Origin of the sequence: Hymenobacter elongatus, assembly GCF_004745955.1 — a bacterium.
In the GTDB taxonomy this organism is placed as follows: Bacteria; Bacteroidota; Bacteroidia; order Cytophagales; family Hymenobacteraceae; genus Hymenobacter; species Hymenobacter elongatus.
This window is the reverse complement of sequence record NZ_SRLD01000002.1, coordinates 112416-124802: the sequence shown is the minus strand read 5'-3', so window position 1 is coordinate 124802 and position 12387 is coordinate 112416. Positions and strand designations below refer to the sequence as shown.

At 59.1% G+C, this 12387-nt stretch carries 9 protein-coding genes; 7 read left to right on the top strand and 2 right to left on the bottom strand.

Going from position 1 to position 12387, the window contains the following annotated elements:
• Positions 1–103 precede the first annotated feature (103 nt).
• Positions 104–568 (top strand): hypothetical protein, encoded by a 465-nt coding sequence (locus E5J99_RS01895; RefSeq protein WP_135496021.1) that lies wholly within the window; start codon positions 104–106, stop codon positions 566–568.
• A gap of 6 nt (positions 569–574) precedes the next feature.
• Here E5J99_RS01895 and E5J99_RS01890 read toward each other — a convergent pair whose 3' ends face one another.
• Positions 575–1777 carry an anhydro-N-acetylmuramic acid kinase gene (locus E5J99_RS01890; protein ID WP_135496020.1) on the bottom strand — a complete coding sequence of 401 codons (1203 nt, stop codon included), beginning with the start codon at positions 1775–1777 and terminating at the stop codon, positions 575–577.
• A gap of 11 nt (positions 1778–1788) precedes the next feature.
• A complete protein-coding gene (gene hscA / locus E5J99_RS01885; RefSeq protein WP_135496019.1) occupies positions 1789–3648 on the bottom strand; it encodes a Fe-S protein assembly chaperone HscA in 1860 nt (619 codons plus the stop codon).
• Between the two features lie 415 nt (positions 3649–4063).
• Here hscA and E5J99_RS01880 point away from each other — a divergent pair, with 415 nt between their 5' ends.
• From E5J99_RS01880 to E5J99_RS01855, 6 genes are all read left to right on the top strand, one after another.
• Positions 4064–6133 carry a DUF4331 family protein gene (locus tag E5J99_RS01880; RefSeq protein WP_135496018.1) on the top strand — a complete coding sequence of 690 codons (2070 nt, stop codon included), beginning with the start codon at positions 4064–4066 and terminating at the stop codon, positions 6131–6133.
• Between the two features lie 165 nt (positions 6134–6298).
• On the top strand, positions 6299–7624 hold the full coding sequence (locus E5J99_RS01875) for a tetratricopeptide repeat protein (RefSeq protein WP_135496017.1): 1326 nt from the start codon (positions 6299–6301) through the stop codon (positions 7622–7624).
• A gap of 7 nt (positions 7625–7631) precedes the next feature.
• A complete protein-coding gene (locus E5J99_RS01870; protein WP_245318671.1) occupies positions 7632–8330 on the top strand; it encodes a HupE/UreJ family protein in 699 nt (232 codons plus the stop codon).
• A 55-nt stretch (positions 8331–8385) separates the two neighbouring features.
• A complete protein-coding gene (locus tag E5J99_RS01865; RefSeq protein ID WP_135496016.1) occupies positions 8386–8772 on the top strand; it encodes a hypothetical protein in 387 nt (128 codons plus the stop codon).
• A 139-nt stretch (positions 8773–8911) separates the two neighbouring features.
• Complete coding sequence (locus E5J99_RS01860; RefSeq protein WP_167851937.1) at positions 8912–11206, top strand: TonB-dependent receptor; 2295 nt, start codon at positions 8912–8914, stop codon at positions 11204–11206.
• Between the two features lie 468 nt (positions 11207–11674).
• Complete coding sequence (locus E5J99_RS01855) at positions 11675–12325, top strand: murein L,D-transpeptidase catalytic domain family protein (protein ID WP_167851936.1); 651 nt, start codon at positions 11675–11677, stop codon at positions 12323–12325.
• Positions 12326–12387: the final 62 nt, after the last annotated feature.

Sequence of the window (12387 nt, the reverse complement as noted above, 5' to 3'; positions counted from 1 at the left end):
GAAAAACGGCGACACTAGCTCCGGAAGATATCTTCCGGAGCCGGTGCCGCCGTTTTTGTGCCCGCTTGCGGTACGTGGCCCCGTATTTGACAGGGAGCCGACAATGAAATTACGTTCCCTGACTACGGGTTGGCACGCACGCTCCTGGGCCCGCGTCGGCGTCTTGCTGCTGCTTTTACTACCGCTGGCGGGGCCGGGAGCAGCCCGGCCGTCGCAGGTGCAGGTGGCCCGGCAGTTTTTGCTGGCCGTGCTGCGTGGGGAGTACACTACAGCCTACCAGCTGCTGGCTCCCCAAGTGCGGGCTACTACCACGGCCAAGCAGTTTCGGCGGGCGGCTCAGCCCTTATACGACCAAGGGCAGCAGCGCGGCACGTCCATCGACCTGTATAAGCTGGGCTACCGGATGGGAGAGAACAACGACGTGCGCAGCTTCTACAGCTTCACTTTCAAAAGCGACTCGCTGGCGGCAGTGCCCACGGTGCAGCTGGATGTGACGTTCCGGGATTCGACCGCCACCCGCATCCTGAGCTTTGGGCTGATTCCGGCTCCGCAAACAACCCGTAAGTAAGCTGCTTTAGGCCGGAAACGAGAGTTTACCCAGCGTAATGGCCGGCACCGCCTGCGCCCCGGTTCCTATGGGCCGAGCATCGCCCACCAAGGTTTCGTTGGCCAGAATGGCAAACAGAACTGCCTCCTTGGCGTCGGGGTCGATGCCCAGCGCCGCGGTAGTTGAAAACCGACAATCGGCCAGCTCCCGCGCCAGCGCGGCCATCAGGGTCGGGTTGTGCATGCCGCCTCCGCTGACATACACCGTGAATTCTGGGTTGGTACCAAATGCCTGCTTAATGGCCCTAGCAACCCCGGCGGCGCTGAAAGTTGTGAGCGTAGCCAATAAATCAGTGGCCGACAGATCGTGCGTGCCCGTTTGAGCCTGCGCCGCTTTAACGTAAGCCACATTGAACAACTCTGGTCCCGTGGTCTTAGGAAGTGTGGCCACGAAAAAAGGATGATGGAGCAAAGCGGCCAGTAGCTGGGGCTGTATCGTGCCCTGGGCCGCCAGGGCCCCGTTCTCATCGTACTGAGTGCCGGGATATAACTCCCGCACGAAGGCATCGAGTAAGGTATTGCCCGGTCCGGTATCGGTGCTGAATACGGCGGCGGCGTTAAGGCTGCCAGCCAGATAGGTGAAGTTGGCAATGCCGCCCAGGTTGAGCAGCAGCCGGTCTTCGCCGGGCTGGGAGAAAATCAAGTAGTCGCCGTACACGGCCAGCGGCGCGCCCTGTCCGCCGGCTGCCACGTGTTTCTGCCGAAAGTCGCTAAGAGTCAGAATGCCGGTGCGGACGGCCAGATGGTCGCCGTCGCCGAGCTGGAGCGTAGCGTTGGGCCAGTCGGGTAGTTGGTGCTGGTGTCGGGGCGCGTGAAATACTGTTTGGCCGTGGCTGGCCAACGCATCGACTTCGGCGGGCTCCACCTGCCACTGGGCCAGGCACGCCAGCACCATATCGGCGTGCAGGGAGCCTAGCCAGGCGTGTAGTAGCGTAAGATGCTGCAGCTCTACCTGCGGCTGGGCAAACACCCGCCGGATTTCGTGTCGGATGTGCGCCGAATAGGGGACCGTCGCAAAATGCTCTACCGTGACCTGCGTGGCGGGGCCGTGGCCCACAAAGCGGCACAGCGCCACGTCCAGGCCATCGAGAGAAGTACCCGACATCAGCCCGATGATGCGGCGGGCCGGCTTCTGGGCGGCCGTAACCAGCCGGGTGAGATTTGCATTCATGCCCGTAGCACCTACTCTATCTTCTTGCCGGTCATGGCCTGCTTGATAGAAATGTTCATTACCCGCTCGGCAAACGGGCTGGTGAGAACTTCCAGCTCATCCACGGCCTTCAGAATGGTGTCCTTGTCGTTGGATTCGAGCGCCTCGCGTAGCAGCTGGGTCTGGGCCGCAGTTTGGGTGATTTCGTCTTCGGTCAGGTACTGGGAGTTTTTGTCGACGAAGCGCTCCACCTGGTACAGCATCTGATCGGCCATGGTGCGGGCCTCAATCACCATGCGGGCCGCCACGTCTTGGCGGGCATTCGTGAGCGAATCCATCAGCATCTGCTCCACCTGCTCGTCGGTGAGGCCATACTGGGGCTTTATTTCCACGGCCTGTCGGGTGTTCGAGCGCAGCTCGATGGCTTCGACCTGCAAAATTCCGTCGGCATTGAGCAGGAAGTTGACGTCAACTTTGGGCAAGCCCGCAGGCATGGCCGGAATACCGCGCAGGTCGAATTCGGCCAGCTTGCGGTTCTCCTTCACCAGGTCTCGCTCGCCCTGGTACACCGATATTTTCAAGTTCACCTGCCCATCCACGGAAGTGGTGTATTGACGGCCGGCTTTGGTCGGGATTTTGGAGTTGCGCGGGATGATGGAATCCATCAGGCCGCCCAGCGTCTCGATGCCCAGTGTGAGGGGCGTCACGTCCAGCAGCAGTACGTCGCGGCGGTTGCCCGCCAGAATATCGGCCTGAATGGCGGCCCCCAGCGCTACTACCTCGTCGGGGTTCAGCGAGTTGTTGGCCGGCTGCTGAAAAAACTCCGATACCGAATCGTACACCAGCGGCACGCGGGTAGAGCCACCCACCAGCAGCACTGCGTCAAGATCCTGCGGGGTCAGCCGGGCGTCCGTCAGCGCCTGCCGGCACGAGACGATAGTGCGCTCCACCAACGGCTGGATCAGGGCATTGAACTCGGTTTTGGTGAGGCGCAGCACGAGGTCGTTGAAGTTGGCTCCGAAGTCGTGGTGCTGACTGAGGTACTTTTTGGCCGCTTCCGCCAGCAGGCGCAGCTCCTGCTGCAACGAGCCGCTGGCCGCTACGGCCGCGCCCAGGTTGTGCTGAGTAGTCCAGTGGTTGATGATGGCCCGGTCGAGGTCGTCGCCGCCCAAATAGGTGTCGCCGTTGGTGCTGAGTACTTCGAAAATGCCCTGCTGAATGCGCAGGATACTGACATCGAACGTGCCACCGCCCAGGTCGTACACGGCTACTGTTTTCTCCTCGTCGGGGCTCAGGCCAATGCCGTAGGCCAGGGCCGCCGCCGTGGGCTCATTCACGATGCGGAGCACTTCGAGCCCGGCCAGGCGGCCGGCGTCGCGCGTGGCCTGGCGCTGCGAATCGTTGAAATAGGCCGGCACAGTAATTACGGCCTGATTCACGGGCGTTTTCAGGGCGTGCTCGGCGCGGGTGCGCAGCTCTTTGAGAATCTCGGCCGACAGCTCGATAGGGGAGTAGAACCGGTCGTTAACCCGAATCCGGACCAGCCCCTCCGTGTTGTCGTCGATTACTTTATAGCCCAGGTGCGCCGCTTGGCCACCCAGGTCTCGGTACGATTTGCCGAGCAGGCGCTTCACCGAATAAATCGTGTTCTGGGGCTCAGTGAGCAGGTACTGTTTGGCCTCGGTGCCCACAATGGGGTCTTGGGCATCGGCGGGAAAGTAGACCACGGACGGCACGATGGTACCCCGGCCCTGGTCGTTGATGGCCATTGGCTCGCGGCTGTCCGGGCGAATGTAGGCTACCAGGCTGTTGGTGGTGCCCAGGTCAATTCCTACAATGATTTCTTCCTGCTGAATGCTCCCCGTAGAGAGGTTGATTGCGACTTTGGCCATGGGTATAAAATGCCCGCGCCGGGACGCGGAGGTATGCTACTTCAGATAGGGAAAAGAATGCTGCGCTCAGCACTAGCAAGCAGGCAAAAGTAGCGAAGAAATGTGGGTAGGATGGGAGAACAACCCATTGATACAGGTTGAGTTGACTTAGGTGGCATTTTTCCGGAAAAAAGTTTTACCAAATCCAATCCAAACCTTGCCTGCCTTCCGTATAGCTCAAACCAATATGCCTACTAACATCAGGTAGCTACCCCGAGTATCCCGCTCCTTTTATCTGCGCGTAGAGTGGCGCCTTCGCCCTCTCGTCGTGCCACCTCCGGCCGCTCCCTACCTATTGCTCCGTCTTCTTTGATACTTCCCTGCGCACCGGGAATTTAGTTGTGTTTCCCTTTCATCACACCCAAACTTTTTTATCATGAAAAAGACCTTTACCCGTCCGATTCTCCACATGGGATTAGCTGCTACTGCCATTGTAGGAGCTCTCGCCTGGAGCGGACAGAACACCCGCCTGGAAGCTTCGAGTCACCGGGAAGCGCCACTTATTGCCGACGATCCTCTGGCCGACAACACCGACCTGTACGCCTTCCGTGACCCCACCAATCCGGAGCTGATCAACATTATTGCCAACTACATTCCGTTGGAGCTGCCTCAGGGTGGTCCCATCTACAACACATTTGGAGAAAACATACGCTACGAAATTCACGTCAAGAACAAAACGACCTCGACGGGTGATGACCTGACGTATCGTTTCACGTTCACCAAGACGAACGAAGATCCGACTACTTTCTTCCGTGTCCGTCTGGGCAAGGAAAACCAGAAAACCACTTACACGGCAGAGCTGAGCGTAAACGGTGGTGCTTTCACGACCATCGTAAGCAATGGCATCGTGCCGCCACCGAACATCGGCCCACGCTCTATTGCAGGTGCTAATGGCCTGAACACGCCCTACAACACGCTGATGACCGGTGCTATCCGGACGCTGGCCAATGGCACGAAGGTATTCTGCGGCCCCGTAGACGACCCATTCTTCGTTGATCTAGGCGGCATCTTCGACTTGGGCGGCGTTCGTCAGAACAACGCTCGTGACGGTGTAGCCCGCAAAAATACGCACACCATCGCGTTGCAAATTCCGATTTCGGTGCTTCAGAAAGATGGCAAGACGGGTGCGCAAGCGGCTAATATCCTCGACTCAGACTACATCATCGGGGTATGGGCTTCGGCTAGCCGTCAGGCTATCCGTACGCTGAACGTAGATGGTACGCAAACCAGCACCGGCAATTTCGTGCAGGTGTCGCGCTTGGGCATGCCGCTCACCAACGAGGTAGTTATTCCAATCGGCCAAAAGGATGAGTGGAACGCAGGCAACCCGTACGGGATGGTGCCTAAGTTCGACGAAAACGCCATGAACCCCGAGTTGGCTCTCTACATGGATGCCAGCCGCTTCGCCGGTGCAGTACCCGGTTTCAACCCGCTGCGGATTCAGACCAACTCCCTGCAAGCTTTCGACTTCCGTAATGGCAAGGACGGCTTGGCTAACCTGACGGCCGCTCAACGCGCTGGCACCGTGTTTGCCGACCCAACCTTTGGTCCGTATTTACTGCGTCCAGGCAAGCCACGCTCGGTAGACATTCTGCCAATCTTCCATACTGGTGTTCCAAACCTGCCACCGTATCAGTTGGCTACGGGCAAACCTGCTCGTAACCCGCTCGCTGCTGGCAAGCCGTTCATCAACAACTTCCTGCCCACGCTCGGCGACATGCTGCGCCTGAACATGGCCGTGCCTGCTACGCCCCGCACCTTGGCTAACGGCGTAACGCCAAACCCCGATTTCAGCTCCGAAGGTCTGTTGGCCGCTGCTGTACTGGGTCTGACCGATACGCGCTTCAACGGTAGCGCCGCGCTGCAAAATATTCCAAACATGGACGGCTTCCCCAACGGACGTCGCCTGGAAGATGATGTAACGCGCATCGAGCTGCAAGCCGTAGGTGGTCTCGTACTGGCTGCAATTGGCCTGTTCTACGACGACTACTCGGCTACGGCTACCAGCGGGGTGACACCTCAGCTGCTGAGCGTAGTTAATTTCCGGACTGGTGTTGAAGCCAATGACACTACATTCAAGGCTGCCTTCCCCTACATGCAGACGCCTTGGAGCGGCACGAAAGCGCAGCCCACGGTTACGTCGCAGCGCGGTAGCGTAGGCATGGGCCTGCAGCCTGCGCCGGTTGAAGTTGCTCAGAACTATCCTAACCCCTTCACCGACAAGACCACCATCCGCTACGAAGTAGGCGTGAAAGGTCGCTTGACGATTGAGGTAACGGATATGATGGGTCGCCACGTAACCACCTTGGTAAACAACAAGGAGCACAAGCCCGGCACGTACGAAATGCCGTGGAAAGTACAGAACCTGGCTGCCGGTACTTACATTGCCACGGTAAAATCGGGTGAGACGGTACTGCGTTCCATTAAGCTGGTGCACACCAACTAACCTAAGCTGACCACCGATGAAACGACAGCCAAGGCCTGCTTTGGCTGTCGTTTCTGAAGGTAGTCGTTATGAAAGCCGAACCTGGATCAGTTCGGTTATCTTGCTGGTCAATACTGAGTCCGGCTTCGCGCCGGATTCTTTTTTCCACCATTAGCCACCGCCGCTTTGCGCAAATATCTTTACCCTATTCTGGTGGTATGCTTTGGCCTGGCCGTAGCTGCCCTGTTCTTTTTCCGCAAGCCCGAGCCCATTCCTAAGCTTAAAGCCCGTAATGGTGACTTGTCGCTGGGGGGCGAATGGCTGAACACCAAAAATGCCATTGGGGGCCTGATGGCGCAGTTGCGCGACAAGCCCGACGACAACAAAGCGAAGCTTCTGCTGGCCCAGGCTTACATGCAGGAAGCCCGCGTAACCGGCGACCACCCCTACTACGATATGGCCGCCATGCAGCTGCTGAACAGCATTCTGCAAAAAGAACCCGAAAACTTTGAGGCTCTGTGCTGCAAAGCATCGTTGAGTCTCACCCAGCATCACTTCTCGGAAGGCCTCGCCATTGCCGAGCAAGCCGTGGCCCTGAACCCACACAACGCTTTCGTATACGGTCTGCTGTGCGATGCTAACGTGGAGCTGGGCCGCTACCCTGAAGCCGTGAAAATGGCTGATAAGATGAACACCGTGCGCCCTGACCTGCGCTCTTATTCCCGCGTATCCTATCTGCGGGAGATATACGGGGACTACCCCGGCTCCATTGAGGCCATGACGATGGCTGTGAAAGCCGGCTATCCGGGCTTGGAGCAAACCGAATGGTCGCGCATTACGCTCGGCCATTTGTATGAAAATACCGGTGACCTGGCCAATGCCGAGAAGCAGTACCAGATGGCTCTGCTCGGGCGGCCTTACTATGCGTATGCGCTGGCCGGACTGGGCCGGGTGGAAAAGGCCCGCAAAAACTATCCGGCCGCTATTGAGTATTTCCGCAAAGCTCGGGCTACGGTGCAGGACTATGCCTTTGCCGATGAGCTTACCGATTTGTACCGCCTGAACAAGGAGCCGGCCAAAGCTACCCAAATGGCCAAAGAGGCCATTTCAATGCTGGCCAACGATGCCAAAGAGGCCGATGACAACGAGGAAATGGGCCACTATGCCGACCGGGAGTTAGCCTATGCCTATCTGAAAACCAACGAGCTGGACAAAGCCCTGGAGCACGCTAAAATTGAGTACGCGCGTCGTCCGGACAACATTGATGTGAGTGAAACACTGGCTTGGGTGCATTACAAGCGCGGCGAGTTCAAGGAAGCCCAAAAGTTAATTACTACGGCTTTGCGCACCAACTCGCAGAACCCAACTCTGCTGTGCCGGGCTGGTTTGATTGCGACCAAAAACGGGCAGGCCGAAAAGGGGCAGGCGCTGATTCGCAAAGCCTTGTCCACCAATCCGTACCTTGACTTCGACTTGGCTGACGAGGGCAAGAAGATGCTGGCTCTTAACTAGTAACGGGGTGCCTGGACTTACGACGGCAACGGATAGGCGTGGGGAAGTAGCGGGCCGCTGTGCCTTGCTGGTTGTGGCCGCGTTGCTGCTACCGCAAGTGGCTGCCGCTCATGTGTTCGACGTGGACGTGAGCAAACTCTCGCGCACGGATATTCTGAGTACCTATCTGAAGCTTGGCTTCACCCATATTCTGCCCCTCGGCCTCGACCATATTCTGTTCGTGCTGAGTATTTTTTTCCTTGAACCCCGGCTCAAGCCAGTGCTTTTGCAGGCTACGGCCTTCACCGTGGCGCACTCCATCACGCTGGGGCTGGCCATGTACGGGCTCATTTCGCCACCGGCTTCTATTGTCGAGCCCATTATTGCGCTTTCTATTCTGTTCGTGGCCATCGAAAACATCATGGCCGACAAGCTTAATCCGTGGCGCGTGGCCATTGTGTTTGGCTTCGGCCTGATTCACGGTATGGGCTTCGCCAGCGTACTGACGTCGTTGGGCCTACCCCGCGCTATGTTTGTTGAATCCCTGATTTCTTTCAACATAGGAGTGGAATTGGGCCAGGTAACCGTCATTCTGCTGGCTTGGCTGTTGGTCGGCCGCTGGTTTGCCGATAAGCCCTGGTACAAGCAGCGGGTAGTGGTGCCGGTATCAGTCGTTATCGGGCTTATTGCGGCTTACTGGACTGTGGAGCGAGTGTTTTTTGCGTAGCCACGGCTCGGCTGTACCCTATTTGTGCTGATTTTTCGATCTTTTAATTAATCCGATGCTTCGCTCCTGGCTCGTGCTGCTGCTGCTCGCCAACTACCTTCTGGTAGTAGGAGCCGGCCTCGTGAACCGGCCCGAGCTTCCGCGCTACTCAGCTGCGCACCCCTATGTGCACAGCCACAATTGCCAGCAGAAGCACTACCTCATGGTCGACTGCTTCGACCGATGTAACGGCGACCAGCAGGCCATTCAAAAGCGCTCAGCGCCCGAAACCGCAAAGAATTTACTGTCGGTTGTGAAGGGAATCGATGTGCATTGCCTGACCGAGACAGTACGTATCTCACCAATCTATTACGCTAGTCAACCTACCCCGCCCGTGGCTGCGGCTCCCGCCGTTTCCACGGGTTTTCAGGCTGAATTTTATTCGCCTCCCTGCCAGGGATAAGCTCCGCGCCGGATGTCTTGTACGTCCGGCAAACAGCCGCGCTCTGCTGAGGGGCCGCGCTGGTGCTTACTCAACTCATCCGGCCGCGCTGTGCCACTAGCGAGAAGTGACGCGGCAGCAGGCCATGTTTCCTGGCTCTATGAACCCTCGATTTCTACGCTTTCACCTCCTCGGTGCTTTATTCCTGTGCCTGTGCAGCACCACAGGCTTTGCCCAAACTAGTCTTTCCAGCAGTATTCGGGGCATCGTCACCGATTCCGCCTCGGGCCAGCGCCTGCCCGGCGTCGGTATCCGGTTGGAAGGCCTAACGGCGGCTACCGCTTCGGATGCGCTGGGCGCTTTTCGGCTCGGAAACCTGCCGGCGGGTACCTATACCGTGCGGGCCACGGCCTTGGGCTACCGCAGCCCGGCCACGACCGTGACCCTGGGTGCCGGAGCCACGCAAACCGTAACTCTACGCTTGTCGACGGTGGCCCTGAGCCTGCGGGAAGTGACGGTGTCGCAGCCGCGCGACCCGAACCAGTCGCTGGCTACCATCACCCAGATCGACCGGGTGCTGCGGCCGCTGAACTCGGCCCAGGACCTGTTGCCGCTGGTGCCCGGCTTGTTTATTGCCCAGCATGCGGGCGGCGGCAAAGCCGAGCAGATTTTTATCCGGGGCTTCGATGTAGACCACGGCACCGATTTCAATGTGAGCGTCGATGGGCTGCCGGTGAACATGGTGTCACACGCTCACGGGCAGGGCTACGCCGATTTTCACTTTACTATTCCCGAGACGATAGAAGCCCTGAAGGTGTACAAAGGGCCGTATACGGCGCGGTTCGGTGATTTTGCTACGGCGGGCTCGGGTGAATTCATCACCAAAACCAGCCTGGAGCAAAGCCAGGTGAAGCTGGAAGTTGGCCAGTTTGACACGCGCCGCGCCTTAGTTCTGCTCGACGTGCTGCCCAAGGACAAGCATCTGTTTACGCAGAACTCCGAGAGTGCCTACCTTGCCACCGAGTACTATTTCTCCAACTCTTACTTCGACGCCAAGCAGCACTTCAAGCGCTTCAATGGCTTGGGCAAATACACCGGGCTGCTCTCCGAGCGCACGTCGCTAACGGTGTTGGGGTCCCATTTTACTTCCAACTGGGATGCCTCCGGCCAAGTGCCGGAGCGGGCTATTCGGGAGGGCACGATTTCGCGCTTCGGCAGCATCGACCCCAGCGAGGGTGGCAGCACCAACCGCACCAATGCCTCGGCGATTCTTACCACGACCTTGTCCCACGATGCCGTGTTGCGGCAGCAGGCCTACTTCGTCAACTACAATTTTAATCTGTACTCCAACTTCACCTTCTTCCTTGATAAACCCGAAGACGGCGACGAAATCCGGCAGAACGAGCAGCGCAATATTTACGGCTACACCGGCTCGTATGAGCGCGACACGCCGCTGGGCGGTCGCACGCTGCATTCGGTGCTGGGGGTGGGCACCCGCCTCGACGACCTGGACCTGGCCCTGCGCAACACCGTGAACCGGGAAGTGCGGGATACCATCGTGTCGGGGCATATCTACGAGCAGAACTTCAACGCCTACCTCGACGAAACGCTGCCGCTGACGGACCACCTGACGGTGAATGCTGCCCTGCGGGTCGATTACTTCCGGTTCAACTTCCGGGAGCAGCGCGACCCGGCGCTGTCGGGCAAAGCGGGTAAGGGCCGGGTGAGTCCCAAGCTGAACCTGTATTACGACCTGACGCCCAACGTGCAGTTTTTCGCCCGCTCCGGCTTTGGCTTTCACTCCAACGATGCCCGCGCCGTAGTCTTGGACCCGCGGGCGAACGTGCTGCCGCGCGCCATTGGCTACGAAGTCGGCAGCACCTTTAAGCCGGTGCCCAGCCTGGTGGTAAATACGGCCCTGTGGGCTCTGCACCTGCAGGATGAGCTAGTGTATGTCGGCGACGGCGGCTTCACCGAAAGCTCGGGCCGCACCCGCCGCTACGGCGTCGATCTGGCCCTGCGCTACCAGCTCACCCGCACCTTGTTCGTGGATGCTGACCTGAACTACAACCACGGCCGGCTGGTCGAAGCCCATCCCGATTCCAACCGGATTCCTTTGGCGCCTACCTTCACCAGCATTGGTGGGCTCACGCTCAAGCAGCCATCGGGCCTGAGCGCCAGCCTGCGCTACCGCCGCATCAACGACCGGCCGGCCAACGAGTTTAACTCGGTGCGCGCCCGGGGCTACTTTCTGCTCGATGCGGTGGTGAGCTACACCCGGTCCCGCTTCCAGGTAGGAGCCAGCATCGAAAATCTGCTGAACGTGGAATGGAATCAGGCCCAGTTCGATACCCAGAGTCGTCTGCCTACCGAACCGGCTGAGGGCTTTTCGGAGCTGCATTTCACGCCCGGCACGCCCTTCTTTTTGAAAGGTAACGTCAGCGTATTTTTTTAAGAGCACCGCTAACCGAAGCCCCTGCCGGGGTATAGTTGGCAGCCGAAACGCTACCTTCCGAAAAAGATAGCTGCTCGGCTGTGTGGACAGTAAGGAGAAAGAACGTCATGTCGAGCAAGGCGAGACATCGCGTGTGCTGACGTATGAGTAGTACTCCAATGACCGCACGCGAGATGCTGCGCTGCTCGCTGCATGACGTTCTTTTTCTTTACTGTCCACACGCTCTAGTGAGCCATGTCGTTGTTTCCGTCTAAATCAGCATTCTGCTTAGGGTATGCGCCCCATAAGCGGCATTTTCGGCTTCTGCTGCCGCTTGTCTTTCTGTTGGCCTTGGTAGGCTGCCAGTCGATGGGGGAGAAGGCGGGAAGTAAAGCCGCTCCCAGTCGGTCCATCCCGCAGGGACAAGCTCTGCTACCAGACACCACCGCCGTTGCCGCCGACTCTCTCCAGCCAACTGCTCTGGCGGCATTGCCCGGTCTACCCGATTCGGTGCGGCGGCAGGTGGCGGCGCTGCACCAGGCCTTAGGACCAGAAGCACGCGCCCTGCGGCTGTCGGTGCTGGAGCGGGCCTGCGTGGGCTACCTCACGCTCCGCCACGCCGGGCGCATTCGTCGGCCGGCGGTGCTGGCCGTTGCCGATATGGATTTGCCTTCCACTGAAAGACGGCTATGGGTGCTGGATCTGGCGCAAGGAAAAGTGCTGCATCATAGCTACGTGGCCCACGGCCGGGGCTCGGGCCAGCTGCTGGCCCGCCGGTTTTCCAACCGCATCAAATCGGCCTGCACGGCCCTGGGCTTCTACCGCACTGCCGACACCTACGACGGCAAGCATGGCCTCTCGCGGCGGCTGCACGGCCTCGACCCCGGCCAAAACAGCAATGCCCTGGACCGCTACGTCGTTTTGCACGGCGCCGACTATGCGGGCCAGCGCTATTTGAGCCAGCACGGACAGTTGGGCTACAGCCGAGGCTGCCCGGCGCTACCGCCCGAGCAATACCGCGCCATCATCACGGCGGTGGGCGCTGGCGCCTGTTTGTTCGTGAGTGGCCCTGGCCTGGAGTCCCGGTGGCTGAATGGCAAGGCGGCGGGGCGGCAGTTGGCTGCCAATGGGTGGCATTAGCGCTGAAAGCGTACTACAAGCTAGTTGATACATGCCCGCTCCGGTAAGCAAGCCGACCACAA